Origin of the sequence: Gottfriedia acidiceleris, assembly GCF_004138285.1 — a bacterium.
Classification (GTDB): domain Bacteria; phylum Bacillota; class Bacilli; order Bacillales; family Bacillaceae_G; genus Gottfriedia; species Gottfriedia acidiceleris_A.
Genome location: NZ_SCFN01000024.1, coordinates 24,324 through 42,388, shown reverse-complemented (window position 1 = coordinate 42,388; position 18,065 = coordinate 24,324). Strand labels below are relative to the sequence as shown.

Genomic DNA, 18,065 nt, shown 5'->3' with positions numbered 1-18,065 from the left:
CCAGAACAATTAGGATCTGGCTTTTTCACTCTTTTAATATAATGCTATATTCAGTAAAAAGTTTTTGTAAATTTACCATAAGCTGCAATGAATATAATTTTATTCTCTATGCTTAAGATAACGTTTTGTACTGCCCGAACTCTCCAATGAAATGGATAAAATTATCTTCTATGCGGTACTCGAGTTTTCCTCTAGATACAAAAATAAAAACCTCTATTCTCTATTTAGAACAAAGGTTTTCTATTACTTTATTATCTACTTACAAGGTGTCCACTCGATTTAGGGTCGTCCTCTACGATCCTACTAACTTCATTTAATTTTTCCCTATTCACAAAATCAAAATCATTTAATCCAGGATATAAACTTTCATTTTTCAAAGGTTGCTTCTTTTTATACCCAGTTTGGTTTTCCATTAAACGCTCAATGCCCAATTTAATAAGATTAAAAGCAAATATCGAAACAATAAAAGCTATACTTGGTCCAATGATTACCCATGAATCAATAGATAACTCGATGTAATTTGCACCAATCATTGCAGACCATTCATTAGCTTGTGACATCTGTCGATCGACTCCAAGATCTAAGTAAAGAACTTTAACACCACCAATAAATAATTTAAAAACTCCTAATTGGGTTAGTAAAAATAAAGTTTGAATAGTCTGTTGTACAAATAATAAAAGAATACGGCTTCGTAAATATGGTATGACATGTTTACGACGGATCCAGCCATTTCGTGCACCAATGATTCTAGAGCTAGTAATGAAATCATTTTTTAAAAAAGCTCTAACTTCTTCACCGATTGAATTCATCAATACTGGTATCGAAATAATGATTAGTAATGATATTTGAATTGCAATCGTTTTTTCTTTTGCAGCTTCTGGAACGTCATTTAATCTCTCAAAAAATGGAAATATAATGATGACAGCTGGCACAAATCGAAATGCATTCACAATTGGTTCAATAATTTTTAATACTCTTTGATTCATGAACCCGAAAAATGTCCCTAGTAAACCGCCGAATATGACTCTGATTAGTCCTACAACAATGGCAATGGATAAAGTGTATTTAGCACCATCAATTACCATCCAAAATACATCTCTTCCATATCGGTCTACACCAAAAAGATATTTCCAACTTGGCGGATAACCATATGAATCTATTAATTTACCTTCAGCGTTGTATAACAAGGCAGGGGGTGGTTTTAAAGTATCCTTAATAAAGTAAGTATAAATAAAACTAAAGGTGATTAAGCCAAGTATGATAAAGCTTCCTATTATGATTGGTAAATACTTTCTATTTTTTATCATATAGCTTGTCCCCCTTTCATTCTATTTACAATTTGTTTAAACAGAATTTCTAGCAAAAAGAATGGGATAAATAGTAAAACTAGCGCCATAAAAAAGATTTCAGGCGACCTGCTGTTATTAAATAAAAATGAAAAATAGCCCTTCATATTAAAGAACTTTTCTACTATTAATAGATTTGAAATCATCATCCAAAACATTAGCTTACTATTACTTAATAAAGTAATCGTAACATTCCGCATTATATGACGGATAATAATCCAAGAATTAGAAAGTCCTTTTGCTTTTGCATACTCTACATAGTCTCTAATTTTTTCTTCCTGTATTGCTAGAAATAACATCTGGAAAAGTTGGATCGTAGGAATGATCGATACAAGGAAGATCGGTAATGCGTAAGCTTTAGATTCAAAGCCATTTACTGGATCCACAATTTTAACGCCGGTTTTATTAAAAATCCATAAAAAGAAAATTTGAAAAGCGCAAATCATTACTACGTCTGGTATAGATTGTAGGAAAAATAGGATACTATTTATAATTTTCCTAAATGACTTTGGGCCTAAATTTACTAGATAAGAAATAATTAATGCGACGATGATTGATAGTATAAAGGCTGAAAAAAGGATCGTAAAAGAATATACGTATGGCTCTAAAAATACCGAAGAAAAAGGAACGTATTGAAAATCTTTTAAATAAACTTCCAAATTATCGAAGTAAAAAAAACTCCAAAAAAAGATTTGTAGTTGATTCCAAAACTCAACCAGTCGCTCTCCTTTTGGTAAAAATAAAGTAAAAGAAGTAGCCGTAATTAAACCAATTCCGAATACAGTTAAAAAAAACTGAAGAAGATATTTAGAAATAATTCTACTAGTTTGTATCATGTTTTATACACAATTTTGTTCGTCTAATTGTGTATTATTTCCCCTCCTTTTCTTGCTTTATCTTTGTTTGGCTGAAATATAGATTACCTTGATTACTTAACTTACCGAATTTCCAAAATGTCCCGTATTGTTTAATGTACATATACTTTTGGTTATTCTTTTTCCCAACTGTATATCCCATTGTATTTGATCTAATATTTTCACCGTATTTACCAAATTTGTCTTGAATGTTTTTTGGTTGCTCATCAGGTTTAAAAAATAAGAATCCTGTTAAATTTTTATCTCCTAAGTCTATTGGAATTTTCTTATTTGCAGTGCCTTCTTCATCCGTTTTAATAGTAGTTTTGTAGATTATCTTCTTAGTATCGTCATCCTTAAACAAAATATTTAATTTTGCATTTTTAGGAAGTGATGATTCTACTTTAATTCCAATACTTTTAGGATCAAAACTTCCATCTGCCTGGATGTCCAAATTTTGTGGAGGTTTTTTAATTGTACATGCTGAAAGTGCAACAGTTGCCAAAGTTAGTAAACAGACCATTTTAAATTTTTTCATTCGTTCTTAAAAAACTCCTTTCTAAGGAATAAAATTTATTTCCAAAATTATTTCAAAAAGTTAAAATTTTTAACCAAATTCAATTAATTTTATCAAAATAATGACGGCTTGTGCAGTAAAATTGTTATAATTTTCAATTTTATCGAATAATTTGACCATTAAAATGTTTTTATACAGTATAATAGACTCGTACCAACTACTACTAAAGGAGGCAATTTGATGGAAAAAATGTTAGTAAAACGTTTAACTCGTGCTGAGGTTCCAACAGAAATGACATGGAAATTAGAGGATTTATATCCGACTCGTGCTGACTGGCTAGTTGCTTTAGAACTTATTGAAAATGATCTAGTAGAAGCAAAATCGTTAAAAGGTTCTGTCCTCAAGTCTGCTGAAAGTTTAAAAAAGGCATTATTAACTTATGAATCTATTATGCTTCAATTAATTCGTTGTGGTGCATATGTAAGCTTACGTCAGTCTGGAGATGGTTCAGATTCTCAAAATCAATCTGATAGTTTACAATTTTCTAGCTTAAGTACGAAAGCAAATACAACATTAACGTTTATTCAGTCAGAGCTTTTACATTTAAATAATGAAATGTTAGAAGCATTTATTAAGGAAGAAAATGAAATTGAGGTTTTTAAATTATTATTAGAAGAAATTATTGCATCTAAGGAACATATATTACTCCCTGAAACTGAAGAGGCTTTAGCTGCAATTGGTGAAGTTACTTCTGCCCCATATCGAATTTACCAAACAAGTAAGGCCGCTGATTTAAAATTCGATTCCTTTGAAGATGAAAATGGAAAAGAATTAGAAAATTCGTTTGCCATGTTTGAAAATTTATATGAATTCTCTCCAAATCATACAGTACGTAAACAAGCGTATGAATCTTTTACTAAAACTCTTACCCAATACAAAAATACATATGCTTCGATTTATGCTACTCAAGTAAAAAAGGAAGTCGCTTTAAGTAAATTGCGTAAATATGAATCAGTTACTCATATGCTACTACAAGACCACAAAGTATCATTAGAAATGTATCATAATCAATTAAATATCATCTTTAAGGAACTTGCGCCACATATGCGTAGACTAGCTAACTTAAAGAAAAAACAACTAGGACTTGAAACGATTCATTTCTATGATTTAAAAGCTCCGCTAGATCCAGATTTCAATCCAAGTACTACATATGAAGAAGCAAAAGAAACGATTTTAAAATCACTAGAAATTATGGGACCCGATTATGTTTCGATTATGGAAAAAGCATTTGATGAGCGCTGGATTGATTATTCCGATAATGTTGGAAAATCAACAGGTGCATTTTGCTCTAGTCCATATGGAGTGCATCCATACATTTTAATTAGCTGGCAGGATACGATGAGAAATGCATTTGTACTTGCTCATGAGCTTGGACATGCTGGTCATTTCTATTATGCAAACAAATATCAACGTGTTGTAAATACTCGTCCTTCTATGTATTTCGTTGAAGCACCTTCGACATTTAACGAGATGTTATTAGGCCAATATTTATTAAAACAAACGAATGATCCAAAAATGAAGCGTTGGGTCATCCTTCAATTACTGGGTACTTACTATCATAATTTTGTAACTCATTTACTTGAAGGTGAGTTCCAAAGAAGAGTTTATGAACTTGCTGAAAAAGGTACGCCTCTTACTGCGAAAACATTCTGTGAAGTTAAAGGCGATGTTCTGAAAGAATTTTGGGGAGATTCTGTTGAAATAGATGAAGGTGCAAGTTTAACTTGGATGCGCCAGCCGCATTATTATATGGGACTTTATCCATATACTTATTCTGCTGGATTGACTGCATCTACTGCTATTTCACGAAGAATTGCTACAGAGGGCAAACCTGTTATTGATGCTTGGATTGAAGTACTGAAAACAGGTGGATCGAAAAAACCTGTTGAGCTTTTAAAAATGGCTGGTGTTGATCTCACGACAAGTGCACCGATTAAAGAAGCTGTTGAGTATGTTGGTTCATTAGTAACTGAATTAGAGTCACTTTTCTAAAAAAATCAAAAAACACCTAAATTATTTTAATATGAATAATTTAGGTGTTTTTATTAGTTTTTCATTTATTTCTTCTTCCCTTTTGTTCCATTACTATAAAGAATAAATCCAATACATCCGAATAAAATCGGTCCAAGTACGATAGGTAAATATTCTAATAATGTAGTATCTGGAGTTGGAATAAGTGTTAATCCGATGGTTCCCACAACTGAAATCATTCCAATTAGTGCAACGAATATAGCTAGTGAATTCCTTTTAATTTTAAACGGTCTGTTTATTTTTTTATCAGTCATACGAAGTTTAATATAAGCACTAATTAAAAATACATAAGGGATAAAAAATGCCAATGTCGACATTAAAATTAGCATATTTAATGCCTTTGAAACACTTGGTACAAAAGCAGAAAGAATTAATATGAATGTAACTGCAACTGCTTGACCTAATACTAAAATTGATGGCATACCATCCTTATTTTCTTTTAATAAATTTTTAGGAAGCACCTCTTTTGCACTTTCAGCAATCATCACACTAGGATTTAAAATTAAAAATGAAAGAGAACCTACAAATGCTAGCACAAAACAGATTCCTAAAATTTGAGAAAGTGAAAAATTTAGTCCAAATTGAGATGTTATTTTATCTGCAAATAGGTATAGTGCTGTCGCAGTTTGGTCAGATGAAATTGTAATGACAAATTGAAATGCAACTGTTGCAAGTATATAGACTATTGCAATAATAATAGATGTGATAAAAATTGCTCTCGGAAATGTTTTTTGTGGGTTTCTTACATTCCCCGCAATCGTTCCTAGCATTTCTGCCCCTGAAAAACCAAACATTAATGTGGATAAAAACATAATCGTTCCAAAAGATAAATTATTTGGCATGATTGTACTTTGTGTAAAGTGAGTAGCGCTTGGTTCACCGCTAAACATACTATAAAATCCGAAACCAAATATTAAAATTGCCGGAACTAGAACTCCAAGTGGTGCACCGATCGACGCAAGCCTTCCGCTCATTTTAGTACCTTTTAATGTAAGTAAAGTAACGATCCAAAATATAACACTAGATATAATAGCTGTTTTCATAGGATGACTAGCCATTTGTGGCTGGTTAATTCCATATGCAATCGCAATTGTAGTTGTTAATAAAAGTGACGGATAGTACGTAAAATTAGCAATCCAAAAAAACCACGAACATAAAAATGAAGCTTTTTCTCCAAAAGCTTTTCGAACCCAAACACCCATACCGCCTTGATTTGGATAGGTTGTAGATAACTCAGCTACAATCAACCCAATTGGAATAAAATAAATTAACGCTGCAACAATCCAATAAAATAAAGCTGAAGGACCAATTGTTGAAGCAAAAGCTATATTACGTAATCCTAATATTGCATTTATACTTAAAAATGATAAACCCATTACACCTAATTTTTTAGTCGAATCCATGATGATACTGCACCTTTCAATATAAAAAAATCTTCTTCTTATTAATCACTTGAGTAATTATACAGATATATTAATATAAATTCAATCGTTATTTTATACTAGTATAATATTTTGAATTGATGTAAAATTTCACCTTTAAATGATGGGTTATTTATAAAGTTTTGAACTTCGTTAATTGAATAAAAATTCTAGTTAAAAATCCAGTTGATTCTTCTTCAAAAACACAAAAAACCCACGAGTAATTTCCTCGTGGGCTACTTTATTGATTAATCAACGTAACGAATAATTTCTGCAACTTCTTTACGTGCTAGTTTTTTCGCTGGTTCAGATGGATATCCAAGTGAAATGACCATGTTAATTTCACGGTTTTCCTCGATCTCTAAATACGTTCTAAGTTTATCTTGCGCTAATAGGACCGGACCTGTCATTGGACATGTTCCTAAGCCTAATGCATGTGCAGCTAACATTAAGTTTTGCGATGCTAAGCAGCTACTTTTAATTCCTTCTTCTTTCCAAACTTCATTTTCAACAAAGCCAATTGGATCAAATATTTTTGTTCTGAATTTTGATTCATAAGGTGTTGCTAAACAAATAATTAAAACTGGTGCTTCTCTAAATGCTGTTGCATAAGGACCAAAAGAACGAACTAATAGTTTACCTTCTTTTTCTAATCCTTTTTCTTTTGCTTTTTCAGCTACTTCATGTAGAGAATCCCATGTCATCTCTTCAATTTTTTTAATTTTGTCAGTGTTTTTAATAATGATAAACTCCCAAGTTTGTGAGTTTGTATCACTTGGAGCATAACGTGCACAGTCAATAATTTCTTCAATTATTTCATTTGAAACTGCTTGATCAGTAAATTTTCGAATACTTCTTCTTCCGTGAATAATTTCTTTAAACGAATTGTAATCCATGCTTCCACCCTTTATTGTATATGCTGATCTTCATTCATCCCCTGATGTTTTACTAATTCATAGTAAAAACCTTGTTTATCAATTAATTCTTCATGTGAACCTCTCTCTATACACATTCCATTTTTCAAAACAAGTATTTGATTAGCATTTTTAATTGTATTAAGTCGATGAGCAATGACAAAGCTTGTTCGGCCTTGCATTAGTCTTTGTAAAGCTTCTTGAATTTTAATTTCAGTAATGGTATCAATACTACTTGTTGCTTCATCTAAAATTAAAATTGAAGGATTTGCTAGAATAGCTCGAGCAATTGAGAGAAGTTGCTTTTGACCTTGACTAATTTGCTGATCATCTTGTTGTAAGATTGTATCATATCCTTTTGAAGATTTCATAATAAAACTATGTGCGTTGGCTAGCTTTGCAGCCTCTTCTACTTCTTCATCCGTTGCATCTAAACGACCATATCGAATATTTTCTCGAATTGTTCCTTTAAATAAAAATGAATCTTGTAAAACAAATGCCATTTGTTGTCTCAAGTTTTTTCTAGAATATTGACCAATACTTACACCATCTATGAGTATATCACCACTATTGATTTGATAAAAGCGTGAAAGTAAATTTACTACTGTAGTTTTACCTGCACCAGTTGGTCCGATTAAAGCGATTGTCTCACCTTGTGATACTTTGAATGAAACATCTGTTAATGTATTTGAATCCTTCCCATATGAAAAATTAACATTTTTATATTCAACTTGACCTTGAATAACTTTTTGATCGTTAATAATGTGGGATTCATCAATCGCTTCAATATCTTCATCAATGATTGAAAATACTCTTTCAGCTCCAGCGATCGCAGAAAGTAATGTATTAAACTGATTTGATAAATCGTTTAGGGGACGAGTAAATTGTCTTGAATACTCAGTAAATACAACGATTGTACCTATCGAGATATGACCTTTATAGGCAAAGTAGCCACCAATACCTGCAATTATTGCAAAGCTTACATTGTTTAATACGTTCATGAATTTAGGAATAAATCCGGCAAAGATAAATGCCCAAAATCCTGAGTTTTTCAATTTTTCATTTTTATTTAAAAAATCTCGAATCATTTTATCTTCTTGTGAAAAAGTCTTGATGATTCTTTGGCCAGAAACTGTTTCTTCAATAAATCCATTTAGCTCACCTAAGTTACGTTGCTGAATTTTATAAAGTTGGCCAGTTCGGTGCGTAATCCATTTTATACCAATTATTAAAATTGGAACAATTGATAAAGTCAATAAAGTTAAGATTGGACTATACCAAAGCATAACTGAGACAGTACCAACTAAAGTTAATACACTTGAAAATACTTGGATTACTGAAGTATTTAAAGTCGAACTTACATTTTCCAAGTCATTCGTTACACGGCTCATTAACTCTCCGTGTTGTCTTTTTTCAAAAAATGACATTGGTAATTTATGAAACATATTAAATAATTCTGTTCTCATTTTTGTTACAGTGTTTTGAGCAATATCGATCATCCAAAAATTTTGTAAAAACAATGTTGCTGAATAACCTAAGTAAATAAACACTAAAGCAAGGATTAACCAACTTAAACCACTTAAATTATTTTTTAGAATATAATGGTCGATTGAATAGCCCACTAAAACAGGTCCTAATAAACCGAGTACAGAGCTTGCTAAAACCATTAAAAGTACGACTGCTAGTTTACCTTTCATTAATGCTAAGTAAGACCATATTCTTTTCAATGTTGAGGAAACGTTATCTGCACGAGAAGCTTCCTTTTTCTTCTTGTCCTTTGATAATTGTAAGTGTTTATATTGGAAAGGTTTAGTTAGCTCCTTTAACATTATGAATTTCCTCCTTTCCATATTGTGAATAGTAGATTGCTTTATATAGTTTTGAACTCTTTAATAAAGATTCGTGTGTACCCTCTTCTACAAGTTCACCTTCATCTATAATTAATATTTTATCTGCATTTTTAGCAGTGCTAATTTTTTGAGTGATGATTAATGTGGTACACTCGTAATTTTTTAAGGCTTCAATCAAGCTAGCTTCGGTTTTTAAATCTAATGCACTTGTACTATCATCAAGTAATAAGATACTAGGTTTTCTAAGAATTGCCCTTGCAATAGAAAGTCTTTGCTTTTGACCACCTGAAAGGTTAACACCTTTTTGACCAATTAAACTTTCATATCCATTTGGAAAAGTCAAAATTGAATCGTGAATTTGTGCATGTTTAGCAGCTAAATAAACTTCTTCATCTGATGCACTTTCTCTACCCATAAGTAAATTTTCTTTTATTGTTCCTGTAAATAGTAGAGCTTCTTGTGGTACATATCCAATTTGTCCTCTTAGTTGCTTACTGTTTATTTTACGTATATCTTGATCATCAATTAAAATTGTTCCAGAATTAACATCGTATAATCGAGGGATTAATTGGAATAAAGATGTTTTCCCAGAACCTGTTGATCCCAATATTGCAATTGTTTGTTCTGGGTATGCAACAAATGAAATATTTTTTAGCACTTCTTTTTCAGAATTAGGATAACTGAAAGAAACTTGATGAAATTGAATTTTTCCTTCCAATCGATTTGCTAGTTGGTTTCCTTCATTCTTTTCAACAAAGTCTTCTTCAATCGTTAATATTTCATCGATTCGTTCAGAAGAAGCTCTCATTCTTGAAAACGCACTAATAATAAATGAAAAAACAGTAAAAGATGAAGTAATACGAGAAATATAATTTACGATTGCAACAATATCTCCTATATTTGTTTCGTGTGAATGTACTTTACTATTTCCAAACCACAATACAATCAAAATGGAAGCATTCATAAATAGAAGCATGACTGGCATCGTAATTTCCATTGTTCGTAATGCAACAGAAGTTTTTTGTTTTAAATTTTGATTTATATGTTGAAATCGATTATTTTCATGGTCATTTCGTACAAAGGCTTTAATTAATTTCATTCCAACTAAATTTTCTCTAAGCACACTATTTACAATATCCACATTATCTTGAACATTCTTAAATAGCCTTCTACCTTTTTTAACCATCCAATTTAGGAACAAAAATAAGAAAGGTAAAATTAAAAATAGAATAAATGAAAGCTTCCAATTCAAAATTAATGCCATTACGACACTACCAGTTACGATTAATGGCGCTCTCAAAATAATTCTTAAACTCATAAATACTGCACTTTGTAATTGTGATACGTCATTTGTCAATCTAGTAATGATTGATGAAGTTGGTAAATAACTAAACGTCGTAAATGAAAAAGTTTGTACTTTCTCAAATAATGTTTTCCTTAACGTAAATGAATAGCTTTGAGCAATATGAGTTGCATAAAAAGTATTTAATACTCCTCCAATAAACGCTACGATCGATAACACGATCATGACGATTCCCCATTTTGTAACATAAGCCATGTCTTTGTGAACTATTCCATTATTAATGATATTAGATAAAATATATGGTTGAAATAATTCAACTACTAACTCTAAAAGTAAAAAGAAGATTGCTGCGAAAATTGTTATTTTATATGGTTTTAAAAATTTAAAACTATTCACTTTAGTCACTCCCCTACTAAAGAGGTAATGATTAAAAACCCCTCCGTATTTTCTTATCTCTTTTTAATAAATCAACAAAATTCTTAATAAAATCATTTAAAACAGGAAAAGAACTCGTAATTAAACGAGTCCTCCTCATAAAAAGTTATCATTCGGTGATCGATAAAAATTCTTCAACGTCTTTAAGAGATAGTTTTACTGCCTTCTCCCAGAAATCACGTTTAGTTAAATCTACACCTAAATGTTTTTGAGCTAATTCTTCAACTGTCATAGAAGCTGTATCTTTTAATAGAGCAATATATTTCTGTTCATAGCTCTTTCCTTCTTCCAATGCTTTTGCATAAATTCCTAAAGAGAATAAATATCCAAAAGTGTAAGGGAAGTTATAGAACGGCACACCTGTAATATAAAAGTGTAGTTTTGATGCCCAGAAATGTGGATGATACTCTTCTAAAGCCCCGCAATACGCTTCTTTTTGAGCTTCTTCCATCAGTTCATTTATTTTATTTTTACTTACAACTCCATTTTTACGCTCTTCGTAAAAACGCGTTTCAAACAAGAAGCGAGCATGAATATTCATATAAAATGCTACACTACGTTGAATTTTGTCTTCTAGTAGAGCTAAACGCTCCTGATCAGAACTCGCATTTTTAACAGCTGCATCAGCTACGATCATTTCTGCAAATGTAGAAGCTGTTTCAGCAACATTCATTGCATAATATTTATTAAGTGTATGAACATCTTTCATCGCAAATGAATGGAAAGCATGACCTAATTCATGTGCTAATGTTGAAACATTCGAAGGTGTACCTGAATATGTCATGAAAATACGAGATTGGCCACTTTCAGGAAATCCTGTACAGAAACCTCCTGGTCGTTTACCTGCACGATCCTCTGCTTCAATCCAAGAGTCTTCGAACGCCATCTTTGTAAAACTAGTTAATTCATCACCAAATTTACCAAATTGATCTAATATAAATTCTGCACCTTCAGAATATGAAACGGAAGAATCAATATCAGCCACAGGCGCATCTAAATCATACCAACTTAATTTCTCTACGCCTAGTAATTTAGCTTTTCTTTCTAAATATTCAACAAATGGAGCTTTATTGTCGATTATCGCGCCCCACATTGAATCAAGTGTTTCTTGACTCATACGATTGATTGATAATGGTTCTTTTAATACATTATTCCATCCACGTTGTCCATATACACTTAAACGGAAACCTGCAAGATGGTTTAATATTTTAGCGAAATAATCTGACTCTTCTCCCCATGTTTCTTCCCATTTTTCAAAAATCTCTTTACGCACATTGCGTTCTTTAGAAGAAAATAGATTTGATGCTTGACCAACAGATAAAAGTTTATCATCATGTTCGATTTGCATTTTTCCAACAACAGTATCGTACATTTGGCCCCAACCATGATATCCGTCCACTGAAAGAGCAGTAATTAACGCCTCTTGGTCAACTGATAATAATTCACTAGCCTTTTGACGACGCTCATTTAATGCGAAAGAAATTTCCTTAAACTCATCAGTTTCTAAAATATCTTTCCAAACAGAATCTTCAATTTTAGTTAATTGACTATGGAATTTTGTTAAAGACGTAGAAAATGTTGCATAAAGCTGCGTTAAAGTTCCTCTTAATAGATTAGCCTTTTGATCAGCCATATTTTGAGCTTGTAAACAGCTAACAAATCCACCAGCTTGCGATAATTTTTTGCCTATTACTTCAATATTACCTATGATATCAGCTAATTCCTCGATCTCATCACTACTTTTAGGAGCAGAAAACAAAGAAACCTGTCTCTCTATCCCTTCTACTAAATTAGTAATTTCTTTTATGTATGATGCAAATGCAGGAGATTCACTGCCTCCTTTAAAGAAAACATCTAAATCCCATGTAAGTGAATATGTATTGGTTGACATACGACCCCACCTTTTGGTTTTATAAGTACATTTGTTATTATACATTATTCAAAATATTTAGTCTAATCATACTACTTCATACCAATTTTAAATCCTACACAAGCTCGTTGAATTTTGGTTTAATCGTACATTTTCTCTATTTATATAAGTATGAAATATTTAACACGTTTCATGCTGAAGGTAGTTTTTAGGACTTAAATTCAGAATCTGTAAACCTCAAATTTAAAGCAAATATTACAAAATCTCTCTAATTGTTACATAGTTTTTAATACTAAATTAATAAAACCCATCTTATTTGTGCTAAAAAAGTCTGTTTTTCTAGACTATTTTATACCTTATTGAAAAGTTTTTATTGTTTAAATTTTTCCTTATTCCCCTTTCATTCCACCCCTTAAGTCCTTTAAAATCAAGCATCTTGGTTCAAAATTAAGCGGTGAACATTCTTAAAATGGAACTATGTCGAATTAACCTGTAACTATTATGCAGAATTTATAGAAAATTATAAAAAAAGGTAATATATTTGTAATATAAAATAAAACTACTGAAATCTTACTGTCACATTTCCATGGTAAAGTATTATTCATAGAAGATGGACAGGAGCGAGAAATATGAAAAAATTAATGACATGTTTTGTTACTACTGTTATTCTAACAATGGGATTTACGACAAATACATACGCAGCAACTTACAAAGTTAAATCTGGAGATACATTATCTGCTATCGCAAAAAAGCAAAAGGTAACAGTCTCTCAAATTAAATCTTGGAACCATTTAAAATCAGACCTTATTAAAGTAAATCAAGTATTGCAAATTAAACCTGCAACTAAGAAAACAACGACTAAAAAAACAACAGCTAAAGCTGCTACACCTTATAAAGTAATTAAGATGAAAGCTACAGCTTACACTGGTAGCTGTAAGGGATGTAGTGGTAAAACAGCTACTGGCATAGATTTAAAAAAGAATCCAAAAGCAAAAGTTATTTCTGTGGATCCAAAAGTTATCCCACTAGGTTCTAAAGTATATGTAGAAGGCTATGGCTATGCAATTGCTGGAGATACAGGCGGTTCACTAAAAGGAAATAAAATTGATGTATTTATCCCAAGTCAGAAAAATGCCCAAAAATGGGGAGTTAAAACAGTTACTGTAAAAGTTTATAAAAAATAAGAAAACGAGCCGTTAATTCGGGCTCGTTTTTCTATTTCTAATTCCATTCGAATTTAAGTCAAATAATCGACGATCTAATTCAAATAAGAATTCATTTCTCTTTTTTTCATTTGATAAAATTTCATTCATTTTTGCTTTTAATATTAACTTTTGAATACTTTTTCTTTGTGATATTTCTAGTAAATAAGTTTCGTATGGCTTAAACCACTCTTCTTTTTTCAACAAAGCAATTCTCTTTTGAATTATTCCATCATCTTTCTCATAAAACGAATAGCCAAAAAATTTTTTGGGTAAATAGTCAAAGAAAAATTGAACGATTATTTCCATAACAAACCAAGATATAATACGAAAAATAAAACCTAATATCCCAAAAACAATCTCATGCATGGTTTTATCTCCCACTCTTTTAATTATTATTTTAACATATCTTACCAATTAATTTAATTGCTTCTTTTAATCAATCCATTATTGGATATTTTCCATTCAACTAATAAATAATAAGATTATATAATTTTATTTTGGAGATGAAACCAAATGAAAGATAAACGTTTTACGATAACTGGAACCGACATTAACGAAGTAAAAAGAAAAAATTCAAATTCTGGTTTAACTTATAATCAAGTTAAACAATTACTTGCAGAAAAATATATGAAAGAACGAGAAAAATAAAAAATTATTAATGATTCCTTATTCTAATTTATTGTTATTTCTCATGATTTTCGCTTAAATTATTCACAGATCATGATCTTATTTGCTGTTTTAGTGAATTTATTTGCAGATTCGACTTTTTTAATTGCGGATTTACCTTTTTTATTTGCACTTTCACAGATTTTAATTGCAGTTCCACCCTTTTTTACACTTTCACAGATTTTAATTTCAGTGTCACAATTTTTATTTACACTTCATATATAACTCAAAAAATAAGAAACCACTCAACTATCCCTGGTTGAGTGGTTTCTTTTAATTCGAATGGATTGAATGTTTTACTGTTGCACCTTTGTTTTCTATTTTTATTTCACTAACATCACAATTTGGAAATAAACGTGTAAAATAGTCAATTGCTTCAGGACAACCTTCGATCGAGACAAAGGCTAGTACTGTCGGTCCGGCACCGCTTAAAACAAATCCATGCACATATTCAGGTAATTCGATTTGTTTTAAGGTGTCTAGCTCTTTTACAATTTTGCATCGATATGGTTCGTGAAACAGATCTCGTTTCATCATATCTCCTGCTAATGGCCAATTTTCCGTTGTAAGTGCTAAAACTAATATATTACTAAAGCTGCTAGATTGTATAGCATTCTTATATGGAATCGTTGAAGGTAATATATTTCTTGCATGAACAGTTTCTAATTCGTATTTTGGTATAATTGCTACTACTGACACCTTATTTAATGTCGAGTGTTGGATATAAGCTTTTCCATCTATAAAAGTCCCAATTACTAAACCGCCATAAAGTGAAGCACCGACATTATCCATATGACCTTCAATTGATGTTGCGATTCTAAGCTGTTCTTCTATAGATAATTGAAGATTACAAAGTTCATTTGCTAGAATAATACCACCTACTATTGCTGAGGCACTACTTCCTAAACCTCTTGTTAACGGAATATTACTTTCAAGCTTTAAATGACATGTTGGCAAAGATTTATGATTTGCTTTTGCAACATCAATTGCTGTTTTTAAGATTAAATTTGTCTGATCAAGTGGAATATCTTTCAAATATTCACTAAATCCCTCACAGCTATATTGATCGTTATCATATACTTCAATTGTTAAGTATCTATCTAAAGCGATACCAATCGAATCAAAACCAGGTCCTACATTTGCAGTGCTTGCAGGAACTGTTATTTGGAAAAGTTTTTTCATATCGAAACCACACCTTGTAAATGTTCTAATACAATTTTTTCTTCATTCGGTAACAATATTGGTTCAATTTTACTTGATTGAATTGCGATATCTGGATCCTTTAATCCATTACCTGTTAAGATGGCTACTACCTTTGAGCCTTTTTTGATCACACCTGATTGTACTTGTTTAAATACACCAGCAATACTTGCACATGAACCTGGTTCTGCAAAAACGCCTTCTTTTGATGCAATCCATTTATACGCTTGTAAGATTTCTTCATCTGATACACTATCGATTGCTCCGTTTGATTGCCCAATTGCATTTACTGCGTGCTCCCAGCTTGCTGGGTTACCAATTCGAATAGCTGTTGCGATTGTTTCGGGATTTTCAATCTTTTTATTTTGTACAATTGGTGCTGCACCTTCTGCTTGAAAACCGTGCATTTTAGGTAATTGATAACCTTTTGATAAATTGTATTCATTAAATCCTTTCCAGTAAGCTGTAATATTCCCTGCATTTCCAACTGGAATTGCTAATATATCAGGAGCTTCTTCTAATTGCTCACAAATTTCGAAGGCAGCTGTTTTCTGGCCCTCGATTCGATATGGGTTTACGGAATTTACTAGTGTAATTGGTTCAGACTCACTAATTTTTCTTACCATTTGTAATGCGTGATCAAAATTTCCATCGATACTAATAATATGTGCTCCATACATGACAGCCTGCGCAAGTTTACCATATGCAATTTTGCCATTAGGAATAATAACAAAACATTTCATACCAGCTCTTGCGGCATAAGCAGCAGCGGCAGCAGATGTGTTACCTGTCGATGCACAAATAATTGCTGAACTTCCTGCTTCCTTTGCCTTAGCAACTGCCATTACCATCCCACGATCTTTAAATGAACCTGTTGGATTTAGTCCTTCTAATTTTACAAATAATTCAATTCCCCACTCCTCTGATAAGCGAGGTAAAAATAGTAATGGCGTATTTCCTTCATTTAAAGTTAATTTTGGTGTTTCTTCATTTATAGGTAAGAATTTTGAATATTTTTCGATTAACCCTTTATACATCACGATCTTCACCTGCAATTCGATAATAGCTACGTACTTCATCGACTACCTCAGATGTTTCTAAACTTCCAATTACTTTTTTGTATGCTGAATATGAAGCATGGTGTGTTACTAAGATGATTTCAGCTAGCCCCTTATGTTTTAATGGAACTTGAATAATTTTCTCAAAGCTTATATCAGATTCTGTAAAAATAGAAGTAATTTCAGCGAATGAACCTAATTGATCTTTTACTGTAAAGCGGAAGAAAGATTTAAAATAAATCTCATTATCTTCTTTTAATTCTTTTGGATATTGTGGTAAAACAGCACTTGTACCGTTTACACCTAGTCGCATATTTTTCATTACTGCAACTAAGTCTGATACGATTGCAGTTGCAGTTGGTAAACTACCCGCACCTGGTCCATAGAACATCGTTTCTCCTACAGCTTCACCATACACATAAACTGCATTAAATTCATTACTTACAGATGCTAATGGATGATTATGTGCAATTAAAGTTGGTCCAACACTAACTTCAATTCGATTATCGTTTCTCTTCGCATAACCGATTAATTTCATTGTATAACCAAAGTATTTAGCAAAATCGATGTCTTCTGAAGATACTGAACTAATTCCACGTACTTGCACATCTTCAAGTTCAACATCCATTGAAAAACCTAATTTAGCTAAAATTGTCATTTTTCTCGCAGCATCTAATCCCTCAACATCTGATGTTGGATCTGCTTCTGCAAAGCCGAGTTCCTGAGCTTCTTTTAACACATCCTCATATGCTTTTCCTTCATTGCTCATCTTTGTAAGAATAAAATTTGTCGTTCCATTTACAATCCCCATTAATTTAGTTACACGGTCTGAAGCTAAACCATCTACTAAACTACGAATAATAGGGATACCACCAGCAACACTAGCTTCATAGAATAAATCGCATTTATTCTCATTTGCTACACGGAGTAATTCAGTACCATATAAAGCCATTAAATCTTTATTAGCTGTGACTACATGCTTTTTATTACGAAGAGCATGGAGTATGTATTGTCTAGCTTCTTCAATTCCACCCATTACCTCTACAACAACATCAATTTCTGCATCATCTAAAATTTCATATGCATCTGTCGTTAATAAATCCTTTTGAATTGAAATTGAACGTTCCTTTTCAAGGTCCTTAACAAGAACCTTTTTTACTTGAACAGAACAACCGATTTGATGAGCCAATCTGTCCTGATGATCTTCAACAATTTTTACAACACCACTTCCAACAGTTCCAAGTCCTAATAGGCCGATAGATATACAGTCCTTCATATAATCTCCTCCGTTAAAATTTGATATTATTTCCATTATGGGAATGTTTTATGAAAATA

General features: G+C 31.7%; 15 protein-coding genes. 3 read left to right on the top strand and 12 right to left on the bottom strand.

Going from position 1 to position 18,065, the window contains the following annotated elements:
* Positions 1–251 precede the first annotated feature (251 nt).
* Genes EP747_RS21075 through EP747_RS21065 form a run of 3 tightly spaced genes read right to left on the bottom strand, consistent with a single transcriptional unit; the run spans position 252 to position 2,738 of the window.
* Positions 252–1,307, bottom strand: coding sequence for a peptide ABC transporter permease (locus tag EP747_RS21075; protein WP_129692028.1), 1,056 nt, complete (start codon positions 1,305–1,307; stop codon positions 252–254).
* Entirely contained in the window at positions 1,304–2,182 is an 879-nt protein-coding gene (locus EP747_RS21070) for an ABC transporter permease subunit (protein WP_129692027.1), read from the bottom strand. The genes EP747_RS21075 and EP747_RS21070 overlap by 4 nt, the downstream gene beginning before the upstream one ends.
* Positions 2,183–2,216: 34 nt before the next feature.
* Entirely contained in the window at positions 2,217–2,738 is a 522-nt protein-coding gene (locus EP747_RS21065; RefSeq protein ID WP_129692026.1) for a hypothetical protein, read from the bottom strand.
* Between the two features lie 219 nt (positions 2,739–2,957).
* On the opposite strand from EP747_RS21065, the gene pepF reads away from it, so the two are divergent.
* On the top strand, positions 2,958–4,769 hold the full coding sequence (gene pepF / locus EP747_RS21060) for an oligoendopeptidase F (RefSeq protein ID WP_129692025.1): 1,812 nt from the start codon (positions 2,958–2,960) through the stop codon (positions 4,767–4,769).
* Positions 4,770–4,834: 65 nt separating this feature from the next.
* On the opposite strand, the gene EP747_RS21055 is transcribed toward pepF, so the two are convergent.
* The 5 genes from EP747_RS21055 to EP747_RS21035 all read right to left on the bottom strand — a co-directional run bounded on the left by EP747_RS21055 (position 4,835) and on the right by EP747_RS21035 (position 12,622).
* Positions 4,835–6,211, bottom strand: coding sequence for an APC family permease (locus EP747_RS21055; protein ID WP_129692024.1), 1,377 nt, complete (start codon positions 6,209–6,211; stop codon positions 4,835–4,837).
* A 266-nt stretch (positions 6,212–6,477) separates the two neighbouring features.
* Entirely contained in the window at positions 6,478–7,125 is a 648-nt protein-coding gene (locus tag EP747_RS21050; protein ID WP_069032559.1) for a nitroreductase family protein, read from the bottom strand.
* Between the two features lie 11 nt (positions 7,126–7,136).
* On the bottom strand, positions 7,137–8,972 hold the full coding sequence (locus tag EP747_RS21045; RefSeq protein WP_129692023.1) for an ABC transporter ATP-binding protein: 1,836 nt from the start codon (positions 8,970–8,972) through the stop codon (positions 7,137–7,139).
* The gene (locus EP747_RS21040; RefSeq protein WP_235832961.1) at positions 8,953–10,692 is read right to left on the bottom strand and encodes an ABC transporter ATP-binding protein; all 1,740 of its coding nucleotides are present in this window, start codon (positions 10,690–10,692) and stop codon (positions 8,953–8,955) included. The genes EP747_RS21045 and EP747_RS21040 overlap by 20 nt, the downstream gene beginning before the upstream one ends.
* A 148-nt stretch (positions 10,693–10,840) precedes the next feature.
* The gene (locus EP747_RS21035) at positions 10,841–12,622 is read right to left on the bottom strand and encodes a M3 family oligoendopeptidase (protein WP_129692021.1); all 1,782 of its coding nucleotides are present in this window, start codon (positions 12,620–12,622) and stop codon (positions 10,841–10,843) included.
* A gap of 608 nt (positions 12,623–13,230) precedes the next feature.
* On the opposite strand from EP747_RS21035, the gene EP747_RS21030 reads away from it, so the two are divergent.
* Positions 13,231–13,785: a 3D domain-containing protein gene (locus tag EP747_RS21030; protein WP_129692020.1), complete on the top strand. Its 555-nt coding sequence runs from the start codon at positions 13,231–13,233 to the stop codon at positions 13,783–13,785.
* A 12-nt stretch (positions 13,786–13,797) separates the two neighbouring features.
* Here the strand turns inward: EP747_RS21030 and EP747_RS21025 are convergent, their stop codons facing one another.
* A complete protein-coding gene (locus EP747_RS21025) occupies positions 13,798–14,172 on the bottom strand; it encodes a hypothetical protein (RefSeq protein ID WP_129692019.1) in 375 nt (124 codons plus the stop codon).
* 147 nt (positions 14,173–14,319) lie between these two features.
* Between EP747_RS21025 and EP747_RS25145 the strand changes: the two genes are divergently transcribed.
* Entirely contained in the window at positions 14,320–14,454 is a 135-nt protein-coding gene (locus EP747_RS25145) for a hypothetical protein (protein ID WP_268895679.1), read from the top strand.
* 291 nt (positions 14,455–14,745) lie between these two features.
* On the opposite strand, the gene thrB is transcribed toward EP747_RS25145, so the two are convergent.
* Genes thrB through EP747_RS21010 form a run of 3 tightly spaced genes read right to left on the bottom strand, consistent with a single transcriptional unit; the run spans position 14,746 to position 18,006 of the window.
* Entirely contained in the window at positions 14,746–15,654 is a 909-nt protein-coding gene (gene thrB, locus EP747_RS21020; protein ID WP_129692018.1) for a homoserine kinase, read from the bottom strand.
* Entirely contained in the window at positions 15,651–16,709 is a 1,059-nt protein-coding gene (gene thrC / locus EP747_RS21015; protein ID WP_205753860.1) for a threonine synthase, read from the bottom strand. The genes thrB and thrC overlap by 4 nt, the downstream gene beginning before the upstream one ends.
* Positions 16,702–18,006, bottom strand: coding sequence for a homoserine dehydrogenase (locus EP747_RS21010; protein WP_129692017.1), 1,305 nt, complete (start codon positions 18,004–18,006; stop codon positions 16,702–16,704). Before EP747_RS21010 ends, thrC begins: the two co-directional genes overlap by 8 nt.
* Positions 18,007–18,065 lie beyond the last annotated feature (59 nt).